Consider the following 15,767-nt stretch of genomic DNA (forward strand, 5'->3'; position numbering starts at 1 on the left):
ACTCACTGAGATGCGCCATACGATGCATACAGTATATTTGAAAAAGAACTCTAAGGGAAAGTGGTTGCGGGGGCCGGATTTGAACCGACGACCTTCGGGTTATGAGCCCGACGAGCTACCAGGCTGCTCCACCCCGCGTCCGAAAACGTGGCGAATATTACGCCGAACATGCAATAAATGCAAGTAATACTGAGATTTGGTACCGAGGACGGGACTTGAACCCGTAAGCCCAATCGGGCACTACCACCTCAAGGTAGCGTGTCTACCAATTCCACCACCTCGGCACTATATTACGATTTTTTTTACGACTTTAATGTCGGCGACTTTTTATTTCTGTCGCAGCGAAACAAAACTGTAACGACTTTCTTACTGCGGGATATCGCTTGCCGGTTTCGCTGGCGCAGTCTGTTCAGACTGGGCTGGCGCGGTCAAATTTTCCCACGTGCTGCCCTTGGTGGTTTTGTTGCTGTTCAGGTTACCCAGAACCAGGCTGATAATGAAGAACAGGGTTGCCAGCACTGCAGTCATACGGGTCATAAAGTTGCCTGAACCGCCTGAACCAAACAGTGTACCGGAAGCGCCTGCACCGAAGGAGGCTCCCATATCAGCGCCTTTACCTTGTTGCAGCATGATCAGACCTACAAGGCCGATAGACACAATAAGGAAAATTACCAGAAGAGCTTCGTACATAATCAACCTGTTCCTTGCGCGGTTACCGCACATCAAAAGCTTCACACCAGTCAAATGGATGTTGTCGTCATTACCCACCTGAAGCGGGTGTGAATACTAACCAAAGGACCCTGTACACGCAAGTGCAATTTCAATGCCCGTAGCTGATTGCGGAAAAAAAACCGCAAAAGTGCGATTTACGGTGAAAAAACGGTCGGTTAACTGTCCCTTCCCCCGTCAGACGGGGGAAGGAGGATCAGACTGCCTTCACCGCATCGGCGATACGATGGGCCAGCGCGGTGACCTGCGCTTCATCTTCGCCTTCCACCATCACGCGGATCAACGGCTCAGTGCCGGATTTACGTAATAATACCCGACCGCGGCCATGTAACTCTTTCTCCACACCGGCAGTGATCTCTTTTACTGTCGCATCTTCCAGCGGATCGCTTTCACCACTGAAACGGACATTCACCAGAATCTGTGGCAACAGCTTCATACCGCTGCACAGGTCATGCAGCGTCATATGGTTGCGCACCATAGCGGTAAGTACTTGCAAACCTGCCACAATGCCGTCACCGGTGGTAGTTTTATCCAGCAGAATGACATGACCAGAGTTTTCCGCGCCGATGCGCCAGCCCTTCTCCTGCAGCTTCTCCAGCACGTAGCGGTCACCCACTTTGGCGCGCACAAAGGGAATACCCAGCTGCTTCAGCGCCAGCTCCAGCCCCATATTGCTCATCAGCGTGCCCACTACACCACCGCGCAGCTGCCCCTGACGTAGCCCTTCACGGGCAATAATATACAGAATCTGGTCGCCATCGACTTTATTGCCCAGATGGTCAACCATCATAATGCGGTCGCCGTCACCGTCATAAGCCAGGCCGATATCGGCCTTCTCAGCCAGTACGCGCGCCTGCAACATCCGCACATCGGTAGCGCCGCACTCTTTATTGATATTCATCCCGTCCGGCGTGCAGCCAATGGCAATAACGGTTGCCCCCAGTTCACGCAGCACATTTGGCGCGATGTGATAAGTCGCGCCATTCGCGCAGTCCACCACAATTTTCAGCCCGTTCAGACTGAGCTCGCTTGGAAAGGTGCCTTTACAGAATTCGATATAGCGACCGGCGGCATCAACAATGCGACTGGCACGGCCCAGTTCGGCTGAATCGACGCAGGTAATGGGTTTTTCCATCTCGGCTTCAATCGCCTCTTCCACTTCATCAGGCAATTTGGTGCCATCGATCGAGAAGAATTTAATGCCGTTGTCATCGAAAGGGTTATGGGAGGCGGAAATAACAATCCCTGCTTCCGCACGGAAGGTACGCGTCAGGTAAGCTACCGCTGGCGTAGGCATCGGGCCGGTAAAGGCCGCAGAAAGTCCCGCCGCTGCAAGACCCGCTTCCAGCGCCGACTCCAGCATATAGCCTGAAATGCGTGTATCTTTACCGATGATAATTTTCTTTGAGCCGTGACTCGCCAGCACCTTGCCAGCCGCCCAGCCAAGCTTCAGCACAAAATCAGGGGTAATCGGTGTTTCACCCACTTTGCCGCGAATGCCATCGGTACCAAAATACTTACGATTACTCATAGCGTTACTCTTCCTTCGCTGATCGTGTCGCTTCGACAACTCGCATCGCCTCGACGGTTTCTTTAACATCATGTACGCGCACAATTTGCGCACCCTGCATCGCGGCAATGACCGCGCAGGCAATACTGCCGGTTAAACGCTGCGAAGGTCCGACATTCAGCAGCTGTCCTACCATCGATTTACGCGACATTCCGACTAACAGCGGCAAACCGAAATGGTGAAAATCGGCCAGATGCGCCAGCAGTTGATAATTGTGAGACAGATTCTTACCGAAACCAAAGCCCGGGTCGAGCAGCAACTGCTCTTTTTTAATGCCTGCTGCCGTGCAACGTGCGATCTGCTGCACAAAATAAGCATCGACTTCCGCCAGCAGATTGTCATAGTGCGGCGCCTGCTGCATCGACTGCGGGTTACCCTGCATATGCATCAGACACACCGGCAAGCCCGTTTCCGCCGCCGCTTGCAGCGCACCAGGCTCCTGCAGCGAGCGAATATCATTAATAATGTGAGCGCCCACTCGCGCCGATTCACGGATCACTTCAGGCTTTGAGGTATCCACCGAGATCCATACTTCAAAACGCTGCGCGATCGCTTCCACCACTGGAATCACCCGTTCCAGCTCCTCTTCAACACTGACTTCCGCCGCGCCCGGACGCGTTGACTCACCACCGATATCAATAATGGTCGCACCGGCATTGATCATTTCGTTGGCATGAGTCAGCGCCTGAATCAGTGAATTATGTTTACCGCCATCGGAAAAAGAGTCTGGCGTGACATTCAAAATGCCCATTACTTGTGGATAAGAGAGATCCAAAACCGAGTTTCTGGCGTGCAGCTTCATTTTGATTTTCCTTTGGTAAAAGGGAGCCGATAACGGCTCCCCTACATAAGATCGCGATTTAATTGTAGGGGCGCTGTTCTCGCCGCCCGTGCCGACGATGTGCACTATACATAACCATGGCATCATAAAAAAACCCCGGTCAGCGCCGGGGTTTTACAGGGGGTCAGTCGATTCAACAAATCTGAATTATTTGTCGCCTAACTGCTCAGACATGGTATTGCCTGGGTTTGGCGTACGTGGTTCATCGACCGGACGCGGCGCTTTTGGCGTACCGCTGTTATCTGAGTTATTGGTGCTGCCTGAATCATCCCAACCCGCTGGCGGGCGAACTTCACGGCGTGCCATCAAATCATCAATCTGTGGCGCATCAATGGTTTCATACTTCATCAGCGCGTCTTTCATCGCGTGAAGGATGTCCATATTCTCATTTAACAGTCGGCGGGCGCGCTGGTAGTTCTGCTCAACCAGCAGTTTAACTTCCTGGTCGATAATGCGCGCGGTCTCATCTGACATATGCTTGGCTTTCGCCACCGAACGACCGAGGAATACTTCACCCTCTTCTTCGGCATACAGCAATGGACCCAGTTTTTCCGAGAAGCCCCACTGAGTGACCATGTTGCGCGCGATGTTAGTAGCGACTTTAATGTCGTTAGAAGCACCGGTAGAAACATGTTCCACACCGTAGATAATCTCTTCAGCCAGACGGCCACCGTACAGCGTGGAGAGCTGACTTTCCAGTTTCTGACGGCTGGCGCTGATGGCGTCGCCTTCAGGCAGGAAGAAAGTCACACCCAGCGCACGTCCGCGCGGAATAATCGTCACTTTATGCACCGGATCATGCTCTGGCACCAGACGGCCGATAATCGCGTGACCTGCTTCGTGGTAAGCGGTTGACTCTTTTTGCGCTTCCGTCATTACCATGGAGCGACGTTCCGCACCCATCATAATTTTGTCTTTCGCTTTTTCGAACTCAACCATTGACACCACACGGCGGTTACCGCGCGCTGCAAACAGCGCTGCTTCGTTGACAAGGTTTGCCAAATCCGCACCGGAGAAGCCAGGTGTACCACGGGCAATCACTGACGCATCAATATCAGTCGCTAATGGCACGCGACGCATATGCACTTTCAGAATCTGTTCACGGCCACGGACATCTGGCAGACCGACCACAACCTGACGGTCGAAACGGCCCGGACGCAGTAACGCAGGGTCCAGTACGTCAGGACGGTTAGTCGCAGCAATAACGATAATGCCTTCATTGCCTTCAAAGCCATCCATCTCAACCAGCATCTGGTTCAGAGTCTGCTCACGCTCATCGTGACCACCGCCTAAACCGGCGCCACGCTGACGGCCGACGGCGTCAATTTCATCGATAAAGATGATACAAGGCGCAGCTTTCTTCGCTTGTTCGAACATATCACGGACGCGGGATGCACCCACACCGACGAACATTTCAACGAAGTCAGAACCGGAAATGGTAAAGAACGGCACTTTTGCTTCGCCAGCAATCGCTTTCGCCAGCAGGGTTTTACCGGTACCCGGCGGCCCCACCATCAGTACGCCTTTCGGAATTTTACCACCCAGTTTCTGGAAGCGGCTCGGCTCGCGCAGGTATTCCACCAGCTCGGCGACTTCCTCTTTTGCTTCGTCACAACCTGCAACGTCGGCAAAGGTGGTTTTGATCTGGTCTTCAGTCAGCATGCGGGCCTTGCTCTTGCCGAAGGACATCGCGCCCTTACCGCCGCCGCCTTGCATCTGACGCATAAAGAAGATCCAGACACCGATCAACAACAGCATCGGGAACCAGGAAATAAAGATTGAAGCCAGCAGGCTCTGCTCTTCTGGTGGTTCACCGACAACTTTTACATTTTTGGTCAACAGGTTATCGAGCAACTTGGGATCGTTGACAGGGATGTAGGTCGTGTATCGATTACTGTCTTTTTTGGTTACGTTGATTTCACGCCCGTTAATACGTGCCTCGCGGACCTGATCCTGGTTCACTTCTGACAGGAAGGTTGAGTAATCAACCCTACGGCCACTCGACTCGCTGGGCCCAAAGCTCTGGAATACAGACATCAGCACGACTGCGATGACCAACCAGAGAATCAGGTTTTTCGCCATGTCACTCAAGGGATTAACCTCATATTACAACTGTGTTAACAGACAGCGTAGGGTACTATATATCCTTCATACTTGGAATCGCAGCTGTGTTGGCTGCATTCGCTCGCCCGAATCACTTACTTGTGTAAGCTCAGCGGGACTCGCTCTTTTGCCGCCTTGCTGCAATTCCAGTTATTTTGGCTATAGTTTGCGCCCTGTCGCTACAATGTACACTTCACGCGATCGAGCCCGCGAAGCGTCCGGCTTACGAATTTTTACTTTCGTAAACAGGGAGCGAATTTCCCGGAGGTATTCATCAAAGCCATCTCCCTGAAATACTTTCACTAAAAAACTGCCGCCAGGTGCCAGAACATCACGACACATCTCAAGCGCCAGTTCAACTAAATACATCGACCGGGGAATATCAACGGCAGGTGTACCGCTCATGTTGGGCGCCATATCCGACATCACAACCTGAACTTTCTCTTCACCAACGCGTTCCAGCAGCGCCTTAAGCACTAATTCTTCACGAAAATCGCCCTGAAGGAAATCGACACCGACGATAGGATCCATCGGCAGAATATCACAGGCGATAATGCGACCCTTATTACCAATCTGCGTGACTACATACTGCGACCAGCCACCCGGGGCCGCGCCAAGATCGACGACGGTCATACCCGGCTTGAACAGCTTATCGCTCTGCTGTATTTCATCAAGTTTAAACCAGGCGCGCGAGCGCAACCCTTTTTTCTGCGCCTGAAGCACATATTTATCGCTAAAGTGTTCCTGCAGCCAGCGGCTGGAACTGGCCGAACGCTTTTTACCAGTCATACAATTTCCAACTATTCTTCATCATAAGCGATAAATAAACCGCCCAAAACGGTTCTGCCGTTTGGTGATACACTCGAGATGGCGGTAGAATGTACCGTTTTCAATCCCAATGTAAGTAAAAAATACGATGAATCTGAGTACCAAACAAAAACAGCACCTGAAAGGTCTGGCCCATCCGTTAAAGCCCGTCGTCATGCTGGGCAACAATGGCCTGACTGAAGGTGTGCTGGCCGAGATCGAACAAGCACTCGCCCACCATGAGCTAATCAAGGTGAAAATCGCCACGGAAGACCGTGAAACCAAAACCCTTGTGGTAGAGGCAATTGTGCGCGAGACGGGTGCAAGTAACGTGCAGGTAATCGGCAAAACGCTGGTGCTGTATCGTCCATCAAAGGAACGCAAAATTTCCATTCCGCGTTAATGGCCTGAAAGACGCACTTCACGGTGCTCAAGGCCCATTAGATGGCAAAAGTGCCATGCTCCTGCATCAGATAAAAGGCCGCACCGCGGCCTTTTTCCTTTCTTTACAATCGATGGGTCAATCAGTCCGGCCGTCAGATGTATTCAATTTTCAGAATTTCATACTCTACGTCGCCGCCTGGCGTTTTGATCACCACCACATCGTCAACTTCTTTGCCGATCAGGCCACGCGCCATCGGCGAATTAACGGAGATCAGGTTCTGTTTAAAGTCCGCCTCATCATCGCCAACAATCCGATAGGTAAACTCTTCATCACTCTCCACGTTTAACACGCTAACCGTGGAACCAAAGATGACGCGACCATTGGCGTTCATTTTAGTGACGTCGATCACCTGGGCATTAGAAAGTTTAGCTTCAATTTCCTGAATGCGGCCTTCACAGAACCCCTGCTCTTCACGCGCAGCATGATATTCAGCGTTCTCTTTTAAATCACCATGCTCACGTGCATCAGCAATTGAGGCAATAATTCTGGGGCGTTTAACGGTTTTCAGCTCTTCGAGCTCTTCGCGCAATTTCTCTGCGCCCCTTAACGTCATCGGAATCTGGTTCATCTCAATACCTCGTAATCTGTCCTGTTCAAAGTGTCGTCATCCTGACGGGGTGACTGCAGATACCGCGTTCTGCGGCGCTTACTGCTGAATTGCAAACAAAAGAAACCTGACCCGGAGAATATCCCCAGGGTCAGGATCGGTTTTGCATTTTGATACGTATTTTAACCCAGAGTTCCTTATGGGTCATCGTTTACTTTGCACCTCAATGCACCGTAGTATGACGGCTCGTTTACTGTCAGTACCGCGAGATTATGCGATTTTCACGACTTGTTACCGGATTTACCTTCGCGTTTATGCTGCAAGCAAACGCTGCGCCCGTAGAAGAATACAGCCAATATTTGCCTGATGGAGCAAATCTGGCGCTGTTGGTACAGAAAACAGGCGCAACCACGCCGATTATTGATTATCACGGTCAACAGATGGCGCTGCCGGCCAGTACCATGAAAGTGGTCACTGCACTGGCAGCACTGCTGCAACTGGGTCCGGACTACCGTTTCCACACCACCCTGGAGAGCAAAGGCTCACTGGCTGATGGCACCCTGCGTGGCGATCTGATTGCGCGTTTTGGCGGCGATCCGACGCTGACACGTCAGGATCTGCGCAATATGGTCGCGGTATTAAAGAAACAGGGTGTACAGCATATTCAGGGCAATCTGGTTATCGATACCTCGGTATTCGCCAGCCATGATAAAGCGCCGGGCTGGCCGTGGAATGATATGACCCAGTGCTTCAGCGCCCCGCCAGGCGCGGCCATTGTAGATCGCAACTGCTTCTCAGTCTCACTTTACAGCGCGCCAAACCCGGGTGATAACGCCTTTATCCGCGTTGCCTCATATTACCCGGTAAATATGTTCAGTGATGTGCGCACCCTGGCAAAAGGCTCAGCGGACGCGCAATATTGCGAACTGGATGTGATGCCGGGTGAACTTAACCGCTTTACCCTTACCGGCTGTATGACACAGCGCTCCGATCCGCTGCCGCTGGCTTTCGCGGTGCAGGATGGCGCCAGCTACGCCGGGGCGATTCTGAAAGATGAGTTACAGGATGCCGGCATCGATTACAGTGGTCATCTGGTGCGCGAAAGACGGCCAAATGACGCCGGCACCGTGCTGGCGCAGACGCAATCCGCGCCACTGCGCGATCTGCTGAAAATCATGCTGAAAAAGTCCGACAATATGATTGCTGATACAGTATTCCGGACTATCGGTCACGAACGTTTTAATGTGCCGGGCACCTGGCGTGCGGGATCTGATGCGGTGCGCCAGATCCTGCGGCAGAAAGCCAATATCGATCTCGGCAACAGCATTCAGGTGGATGGTTCTGGTCTGTCGCGCCACGATTTAATCTCTCCGGCCACCATGATGCAGGTATTGCAATATATTGCGCAGAACGATCAGCAGCTGAATATTATCTCCATGCTGCCGCTATCAGGTTATGATGGCACCTTACGCTATCGCGGCGGTCTGCATGAGGCGGGCGTCGATGGCAAGCTCTCGGCAAAAACCGGTTCATTGCAGGGCGTCTATAATCTGGCAGGATTCCTGACTACCGCCAGCGGTCAGCGGGTGGCTTTTGTCCAGTTCCTCTCTGGCTATGCGGTTCCACCGCAGGATCAGCGCCAGCGCCGTATTCCACTGGTGCGCTTTGAGAGCCGTCTCTATAAAGATATTTATCAAAATAACTGAGTGCTGATGAAAGTACTGATTATTGAAGATGATTTGTTGTTGCAGGAAGGTGTTGCCCTTGCCATGAGTGGCGAAGGCTATGCCGTGGATTGCGCGGCCAGCGCCGCGCAGGGCAACGCATTGCTGCACAGTGCGCAGTACAGTCTGATTGTGCTCGATTTAGGTCTGCCGGACCGCGATGGCGCCGAACTGCTGCGTCAGTGGCGTCGCGAGGGGATTGACCTGCCGGTGCTGATCCTGACGGCGCGTGATGCGCTGGAAGATCGCGTTAACGGCCTCGATGCTGGCGCAGATGACTATCTGATTAAACCGTTTGCGCTGGCCGAGCTGAAAGCGCGGGCGCGGGCGTTGATCCGCCGCTATCAGGGACGCAGCGATAATCAGCTGCTGCATGGCGACCTGGCGTTAAATCTCTCCTCGCAGCAGGTATTTGTTGAACAGCAACCGGTTGAAATCACACCGAAAGAGTTTGCACTGCTCACTCGTCTGTTAATGCGCATTGGTGAAACCGTCCATCGTGAGACACTGCAGCAGGATCTCTATAGCTGGCAGGATGATACCGGTTCTAACACTCTTGAAGTGCATATCCATAATCTGCGCCGCAAGCTGGGTAAAGACCGGATCAGAACCGTGCGCGGCGTCGGCTACCGGCTGGAAGAACGCGCATGAACAGCATGCGTCGGCGTTTGCTGATGATGCTGGCGCTGATACTGCTGACCTGCCAGCTGATGAGCGCCATCTGGCTGTGGCATGAAAGCCGCGAGCAGATTAGCTTTCTGGTAAATGAAACCCTCTCCGCCAAAGCCCGCAATCAGCAGGTAGAAAATGAGATTCGTGAAGCCATCGCCTCACTGTTACTGCCTTCACTGGTGATGGTGTGCTTTACGCTGCTGCTCTCTTTCTGGGCGATCAGCTGGATTATCCGTCCACTGAAATCACTGCAACACAGCCTCGCCGAACGCTCCGCCGATAATCTCACCCCACTGCCGCTTTACTCCGATATGGATGAGATCGTCGCGGTCACCGGTTCTCTGAACCAGTTGCTGGGTCGTCTCGACCATACGCTGCAACAGGAGCGGCTGTTTACCGCCGACGCTGCCCATGAGCTGCGCACGCCGCTGGCCGGATTGCGTTTGCACCTGGAACTGCTGCAACAGGATGGCGTGAAGCAGGGTGCGATGCTGGTGGCGCGCATTGATCAACTGATGCATGTGATTGAACAACTGCTGATGCTGTCACGTGCCGGCCAGGCGTTAGCCAGTGGTCACTACCAGACGCTGAATATCAGCCAGGATATTATTCTGCCGTTACAGCAAGAGATGAATGAGCTGATGGCGCAGCGCGAACAGAGTCTGCAATGGCCGCAGACCACCTCGCTGACGGTGCAGGGGGATGCGGTATTGATTCGTTTAATGCTGCGTAATCTGCTGGAGAATGCCTCGCGTTACAGCCCGGTTGGTAGCCATATCAGTGTTGAGCTGGCGCAGCAGCAGCAGGGTGTGGTGCTGGTGGTGCATGATGAAGGCCCGGGCATTGAGGAAAGTGCGACGCAGGAGTTGACCAAAGCCTTCCGGCGCATGGATCAGCGCTACGGCGGCAGTGGTTTAGGATTAAATATCGTGATGCGTATTGTGCAGCTGCATCGCGGTAAACTTGAACTTAAAAATCGCGAAGATCGTAGCGGACTCTCTGCCCGCTGCTGGCTGCCCACTACGCTGTAACCTTATTTGCTTTTTAATAGCAAATACGGTCATGGCAAAAGGCGCATGTAACATTTCCGGGCGATACAAACCGTAAAAAAGTATTTTCTCCGCCGCTTCGGCAGAGCGTATTTCGGAATATTCCCAGCCCCCCACCCTGCTGGCCTCAATAAAACAACCAGACTGAAACCACCAAAATAGTTTTCCTGCATAAAGAAGAGCCAGTGATAACCTGACTATTCTGTTAATCGCCTGCCAGCGGTTAATTATATTTTCCCTTTCCCGTCACAGACTAAATCCATTTCAGGTTAGTTAATTAAAATATTAGCGGACAACATTATCGCAATAAGTTTCCTCAGAGCGTTAAAGCGAGGTGATAAAATGGCGACAAAAATACACACCCTTTCTGAACTGAAACATCACGCTATTCAATATGATGTGCTATATGGCGATCTGGATGAATACGGTCATTTGTGTGAGTTTGACGACAATTATGCAAAACGGGAGATGTTGCAAATCGATCGGGAGTATGCGGCTTACACATTAACAGAAGATGAAAATGCCGGTATGCCGTGTAATGCCGACGACTGGCCGAATGGCGACGATGAGTCAGGCGATGACGAACTGGAGGAAGATGAAACTCTGCGCTCCGGTTGCCCCGGCGGTAATATTGAAACCGGTGTCTGCTCGCCCAATAACGTTCGCCACAACTGGATGGAGAGATACAGTGGACTCTCCCGTTTGCGCATCCAGGACTTGTTACTGCCCGGCAGCCATAACTCAGGATCGGATAAGCAAGCGCCCTATACCTCGTCGAATACCACCTGTCAGGATTTAGCCCCTTACCGGCAGCTTTACTGGGGCATTCGGGTGCTGGATATCCGCGCACGATTTTATTCAGGTTACCCGGCAGGCGATCCGCGACGTTTTATTATTCACCATGGCGATATCACTTCCGGGCGCACGATTAAAACCGACATTCTTGATGCCATCAATGCCTTTCTTTTCAACTATCCGCTGGAAATTATTATTCTTAATTTCCATAATCTTTCAAATTTCACGGACAGTGCATACGCTGAACTGGCGTCGTTGATTAAGCAGACGCTGGGTGAAGGACGGATTATCCCTTCAGGCATGGCCAATCTGCGTATACGTGATATCTGGGCGACACCACGTCGGGTGGTGATTGCCTGGGGCGATCGCCATCGGGACACGATGTTCTGGAACGATGTGAACCGGCTGTGGCACGGTAATAATCTGATCACCACAGCCGCGCTAAAAAGATGGATGGATGGATTGCCTGGACGTGAGCAAAAACCTGACTGGGAGTTGCGCGCGGTACAATGCGCTAAATACGTTCTGCCATTCCATGTTCCGGATGATTTTTCATCAAAAATTCGCGAATGGTTCTATTCAACCGATCAAAATAGTTATATTCAACGCTTTAATATTATTAATACTGACTGGTCATTACGGCAAAGGTTAGTCGATAACTGTATCCATGGAAATTACTTTCGCGACGTCAGTATTAATTTTAGCTATGGCGTCAAGGTATGGGGCTATTTCGACGAATGGAGTCGTGAAGGGGATTTTTACCACACTTATTATGATAATGTTTGGTATTATTTTCAGAGAAAAAGAAATGCGGCCTATGGATTATTCCCTTTGCCGCGGATGGAGAACAGCGACTGGAAAGCCGTGTATATTCACTGGCGATATGAAGGGGGCGTTCCTGCGGGTGGATTATCGTTTGACCTCTCGCAACCACGATACCGCCTGTTCGCCACCGCGCTAAACGGCAGCCTGTTGCAAATTCCCTGTTTATGGGATGGCAGCAATTTGCGCGGTAATATTGGCGATGTCTATATGTATGACAATCCCTACAATAACACCCGCGAATTCTTTCTGTTAAGAACCACTAATTACTGGTATTTTCCAACTGACTCAACCAGTAATGCTAACTGGGAATATTTAGGGCGGGCGGTGATAAATGATATGTTCCCACCCCCTTCAGTGGTCGAGTTAATACGCGCGCAAGTACACAGAGCCAACGGCACTACGCCGGCCACCACAGAAGGTAAGCAGCAAACGCCGGACCAGTGTTCGTTGTCGCAGGGATCATCTCCGCCGCTCAGCCACAAGGATTGTCATTATCAACACAGAAAATATTTACGAGAGGAAGATAAATGGAAATAACTTCACCTGGTAATAACCTGACCTTCGTTAACCTTACATCCGTCAGAAAGGTTGCGACATGGTCTGGCGCGCTACGCAATGTCACTAATTTTCAGGCAATGCCTTCGCCCCAATTTTCCCGGGGAGCATATTACAGTCTGACCAGTCAGGCCACAGCATGCGTCGAAGCGCTCAACGCGAAGCTGGAAAAGCACCAACAATGCGAGACTTATATCGGTCTCTACGCGCAACAGGCGGGTAAACTGTTAGTTGGTGCGGACCAGGAGCAAAATTGGCAGCAGCTGGATATCCTGGAATCTCTCAGAACGCTGTTTGTACATCAGTGTACAGCTGACGATATTCCCGGCCGCATTGCAGGTGATCCGTTGACGCTAATCAGCACTACCAGCCAGCAGATGATCGACTACACACGGCAAGAGCGGGCGAAGTGTGGGGATTGTTATAATCAGTTATTGCAGAACAAGAATAGCAAGCCAATTGCGCTTGATATCGCCAACCATACTGACCTGCTGCCCAATGATCTCAATACTTTCAACGGCAATCTGCAACATCTGCACCCCATATCTGCGGGAGGCGAAATGGCGAAAGATATTAAACAACAATCAACGATGTATCAATTATGGTATCAGCATCACGGCAGCAGCAGACCCAACGAAGCCAGGCTGGAAAAGTGTGTGCTGGAACAGGATGAACGCCTGCAGGAGCTGGTCGCATTAAAAAAATCGGCAGAGCGCCCGCTGGCGTTTCTCACTCAGCCGATAGTGAATTTTTATCAATGGCTTACCGCAAGGAAATAAGCTGAACTACGGGGAAAGTTGCCTTTCCCCGCGGATCATCAGAAGTGCGTATTCAGACTCATATAGAAAGTCCGCCCTGATTCGTTATAGGTATTAGCGCCGGCGCCATACATATAAGAGCTGGTGGTGTCGTTACCTGTGGTCTGCGCATTACCCTGACGGTAATGACGTTTATCAAACAGGTTGTCGATACCCAGCGTCACACTGGCGTACTTATTGACATCATAAGTGCCGCTCAGGCCGATAACCGAGTAAGGGCTAACTTCATTCAGCTCCGAGCCGCTGACCGCTTCCCCTTTGTAGTTATACTTCTTCGGCGTCTGACGGCCATACCATGTCAGGGTGGTTTGCAGCGACAGATCCTGCATCGCCTGCCATGCCAGCGTGGAGTTCAGGGTATATTCAGGAATGATCGACAGACGATCACCAGTCTCCTTATTCTTACTCTGCAACATATACGTCAGATTGTTATTCCAGCTAATGCTGTCACTCACCGGGATATTTACCGTCCCTTCCAGCCCTTCGACCACCGCTTTCGGCACATTTTCCCATTTGTAGACGTCAGTGGTGCCGCTGGTTGAGGTGCCGGAAGGCAGATAACCGGCTTCGATCTTATTGCGATAATCATTACGGAACCAGGTGATGCCCGCCTGATAGCCTTCGTGCTTATACTCCAGCCCGATCTCTTTATTAATACTGGTTTCCGCTTTCAGATCGTCATTACCGATCAGATAACAGGCGCCGGAACTGTCGGCGCAACCCTGGCCACGGCTGTACAGCACATAGTTCGGGTTGGTCTGATACAGGCTCGGCGCCTTCCAGGCGCGGGCAATGCCCATCTTCAGCGTGAAGTCATCGCCCAGCCCCTGCGTCAGGTTTAGTGACGGACTCCAGTTATCACCGACAATACTGTGATGATCAAAACGCAGGCCCGGTACCAATATGGTGCTGTCAGTCAGCTCCATATTGTCTTCAGCAAACAGTGAGAAGATCTCAGCCGAAGAGTACGGACTGCGGTTGCTGCTGCTGATACCATCGATATCACCGCCCGACAGCGCCTGAGTATTCGACAAGTTATCCTTCATGCGCTGCTGATTCCACTCGCTGCCAATGGTGACGGTCTGATTCACCAGCCATTCAAAAGGAATGCTCACTTCACTGTGCAGCAGTACATCGTCCAGCTGGATATCAGAGTAGCTGTCATTGGCGAAAATCCCTTCGGTACCGCCCGCCAGCCCCTCATTTAAGCGCGAGTTGCGGGTATTTTCATACTGCGCGAAGTTTTTCGTACTGACGCCATTATCCCAGGCGCCAGTCCAGGTGATGGCAAAATTCTGGCGATACATGCGGTTAGTTTCATCACCATACTTACTCTGCACCAGCGCGCTGGTATTGGTATTTTGCGTGTCACCGGCATACAGGTTGCCCTGACGGCTGTAACCCGCCTCAAACTCCAGCGCCTGCATCGGCGCAAAGGCCCAGCGCAGCAAGCCGTTGATATCTTTATTGACCGAACCTTCACGCCCCGCAGGTACCGTGTCCGCATAGGTACCGGTACGCAGCGACTGCTGGCCTTCGTTAATAAACTGCGCATCTGCCTGCGTTTTACTTAAACCGCCATACAGACGGAAGCTGACATCATCGCCCAGCGGCCCGGTCAGACTGAAGTTGGTACGCTTTGTTGCGCCTTCATCACTGTGCTGCGGCACATTAAAATAACTGTCCCAGGAGCCATGCCACTGGTCACTTGCCTTTTTGGTGATGATATTTACCACGCCGCCAGCTGCGCCATTCCCATAACGCGCCGCCGCCGGGCCGCGAATCACCTCAATATGATCGATCATTTCCGGTGGCACCCAGTTGCTGTCACCACGCGTATCGCGCTCGCCGCGCCAGCCCAGACGCACTGAATTGCGGCTGGTCACCGGCCGGCCATCGATCAGCATCAGGGTATTTTCCGGCCCCATGCCGCGAATATCGATCTGACGGTTGTTGCCACGCTGACCACTGGTGGAGTTGCCGGTCAGATTGACGCCCGGCATGGTGCGAATAATTTCAGAGACATCGCGCGCAGGCGGTCTTTTTTTGATTTCATCGGCGGTAATGGTTGAGACACCGGGCGCCTGAAGCGTTTGCTCCGCGGCGGTAACCAGCATGGTGCCTTCAGTGGCATCAATGCTTTCAGCCGTAGCGCTGCTGCTCTCTGCTGCCTGCGCCGCAGGGGAAGAAAATGCTGTGACCATGCCTGGCACAATTAAAATTGCTAAAGATAAACGCGAAAGTTTCTTCATTTTATTATCCTGGAAAATCCACATCGCGGCGTAAT

Annotated in this window: 13 protein-coding genes and 2 tRNA genes; 6 read left to right on the forward strand and 9 right to left on the reverse strand. The window is 52.0% G+C overall.

Annotated features, from left to right (window positions below):
- Nucleotides 1-61: 61 nt before the first annotated feature.
- The 7 genes from J2125_RS08370 to rlmE form a co-directional block, all read right to left on the reverse strand.
- Nucleotides 62-138 (reverse strand) — tRNA-Met (locus J2125_RS08370).
- 59 nt (nt 139-197) lie between these two features.
- Nucleotides 198-284 (reverse strand) — tRNA-Leu (locus tag J2125_RS08375).
- Between the two features lie 82 nt (nt 285-366).
- Nucleotides 367-690 carry a preprotein translocase subunit SecG gene (secG, locus tag J2125_RS08380; protein WP_017801430.1) on the reverse strand — a complete coding sequence of 108 codons (324 nt, stop codon included), beginning with the start codon at nt 688-690 and terminating at the stop codon, nt 367-369.
- Between the two features lie 235 nt (nt 691-925).
- Nucleotides 926-2,260, reverse strand: coding sequence for a phosphoglucosamine mutase (glmM, locus tag J2125_RS08385; protein WP_017801431.1), 1,335 nt, complete (start codon nt 2,258-2,260; stop codon nt 926-928).
- 4 nt (nt 2,261-2,264) lie between these two features.
- Entirely contained in the window at nt 2,265-3,101 is an 837-nt protein-coding gene (gene folP, locus J2125_RS08390) for a dihydropteroate synthase (RefSeq protein WP_017801432.1), read from the reverse strand.
- A 186-nt stretch (nt 3,102-3,287) separates the two neighbouring features.
- A complete protein-coding gene (ftsH, locus tag J2125_RS08395) occupies nt 3,288-5,222 on the reverse strand; it encodes an ATP-dependent zinc metalloprotease FtsH (RefSeq protein WP_017801433.1) in 1,935 nt (644 codons plus the stop codon).
- A gap of 180 nt (nt 5,223-5,402) precedes the next feature.
- The gene (gene rlmE, locus J2125_RS08400) at nt 5,403-6,032 is read right to left on the reverse strand and encodes a 23S rRNA (uridine(2552)-2'-O)-methyltransferase RlmE (RefSeq protein ID WP_017801434.1); all 630 of its coding nucleotides are present in this window, start codon (nt 6,030-6,032) and stop codon (nt 5,403-5,405) included.
- A 127-nt stretch (nt 6,033-6,159) separates the two neighbouring features.
- Between rlmE and yhbY the strand changes: the two genes are divergently transcribed.
- The gene (gene yhbY, locus J2125_RS08405; RefSeq protein ID WP_017801435.1) at nt 6,160-6,453 is read left to right on the forward strand and encodes a ribosome assembly RNA-binding protein YhbY; all 294 of its coding nucleotides are present in this window, start codon (nt 6,160-6,162) and stop codon (nt 6,451-6,453) included.
- 133 nt (nt 6,454-6,586) lie between these two features.
- On the opposite strand, the gene greA is transcribed toward yhbY, so the two are convergent.
- On the reverse strand, nt 6,587-7,063 hold the full coding sequence (gene greA / locus J2125_RS08410; RefSeq protein ID WP_017801436.1) for a transcription elongation factor GreA: 477 nt from the start codon (nt 7,061-7,063) through the stop codon (nt 6,587-6,589).
- Nucleotides 7,064-7,314: 251 nt separating this feature from the next.
- Between greA and dacB the strand changes: the two genes are divergently transcribed.
- From dacB to J2125_RS08435, 5 genes are all read left to right on the forward strand, one after another.
- Complete coding sequence (gene dacB / locus J2125_RS08415; RefSeq protein WP_026111741.1) at nt 7,315-8,748, forward strand: serine-type D-Ala-D-Ala carboxypeptidase; 1,434 nt, start codon at nt 7,315-7,317, stop codon at nt 8,746-8,748.
- Nucleotides 8,749-8,754: 6 nt separating this feature from the next.
- Nucleotides 8,755-9,417: a two-component system response regulator PmrA gene (gene pmrA, locus J2125_RS08420; protein WP_026111742.1), complete on the forward strand. Its 663-nt coding sequence runs from the start codon at nt 8,755-8,757 to the stop codon at nt 9,415-9,417.
- Nucleotides 9,414-10,469 (forward strand): two-component system sensor histidine kinase PmrB, encoded by a 1,056-nt coding sequence (gene pmrB / locus J2125_RS08425; protein WP_017801439.1) that lies wholly within the window; start codon nt 9,414-9,416, stop codon nt 10,467-10,469. Before pmrA ends, pmrB begins: the two co-directional genes overlap by 4 nt.
- A 360-nt stretch (nt 10,470-10,829) precedes the next feature.
- Nucleotides 10,830-12,644, forward strand: a complete 1,815-nt coding sequence (locus J2125_RS08430; protein ID WP_017801440.1) for a PI-PLC domain-containing protein — start codon at nt 10,830-10,832, stop codon at nt 12,642-12,644.
- Nucleotides 12,635-13,441, forward strand: coding sequence for a hypothetical protein (locus J2125_RS08435; RefSeq protein WP_017801441.1), 807 nt, complete (start codon nt 12,635-12,637; stop codon nt 13,439-13,441). Before J2125_RS08430 ends, J2125_RS08435 begins: the two co-directional genes overlap by 10 nt.
- Nucleotides 13,442-13,479: 38 nt before the next feature.
- Here the strand turns inward: J2125_RS08435 and J2125_RS08440 are convergent, their stop codons facing one another.
- Nucleotides 13,480-15,732, reverse strand: a complete 2,253-nt coding sequence (locus J2125_RS08440) for a TonB-dependent siderophore receptor (RefSeq protein WP_017801442.1) — start codon at nt 15,730-15,732, stop codon at nt 13,480-13,482.
- Nucleotides 15,733-15,767 lie beyond the last annotated feature (35 nt).

This window comes from Winslowiella toletana (assembly GCF_017875465.1).
GTDB classification, from domain to species: Bacteria; Pseudomonadota; Gammaproteobacteria; order Enterobacterales; family Enterobacteriaceae; genus Erwinia; species Erwinia toletana.

Coding starts and splice junctions, on each gene's coding strand:
- secG (WP_017801430.1), bottom strand. CDS start 690: ATGTACGAAGCTCTTCTGGTAATTTTCCTTATTGTGTCTATCGGCCTT.
- glmM (WP_017801431.1), bottom strand. CDS start 2,260: ATGAGTAATCGTAAGTATTTTGGTACCGATGGCATTCGCGGCAAAGTG.
- folP (WP_017801432.1), bottom strand. CDS start 3,101: ATGAAGCTGCACGCCAGAAACTCGGTTTTGGATCTCTCTTATCCACAA.
- ftsH (WP_017801433.1), bottom strand. CDS start 5,222: ATGGCGAAAAACCTGATTCTCTGGTTGGTCATCGCAGTCGTGCTGATG.
- rlmE (WP_017801434.1), bottom strand. CDS start 6,032: ATGACTGGTAAAAAGCGTTCGGCCAGTTCCAGCCGCTGGCTGCAGGAA.
- yhbY (WP_017801435.1), top strand. CDS start 6,160: ATGAATCTGAGTACCAAACAAAAACAGCACCTGAAAGGTCTGGCCCAT.
- greA (WP_017801436.1), bottom strand. CDS start 7,063: ATGAACCAGATTCCGATGACGTTAAGGGGCGCAGAGAAATTGCGCGAA.
- dacB (WP_026111741.1), top strand. CDS start 7,315: ATGCGATTTTCACGACTTGTTACCGGATTTACCTTCGCGTTTATGCTG.
- pmrA (WP_026111742.1), top strand. CDS start 8,755: ATGAAAGTACTGATTATTGAAGATGATTTGTTGTTGCAGGAAGGTGTT.
- pmrB (WP_017801439.1), top strand. CDS start 9,414: ATGAACAGCATGCGTCGGCGTTTGCTGATGATGCTGGCGCTGATACTG.
- J2125_RS08430 (WP_017801440.1), top strand. CDS start 10,830: ATGGCGACAAAAATACACACCCTTTCTGAACTGAAACATCACGCTATT.
- J2125_RS08435 (WP_017801441.1), top strand. CDS start 12,635: ATGGAAATAACTTCACCTGGTAATAACCTGACCTTCGTTAACCTTACA.
- J2125_RS08440 (WP_017801442.1), bottom strand. CDS start 15,732: ATGAAGAAACTTTCGCGTTTATCTTTAGCAATTTTAATTGTGCCAGGC.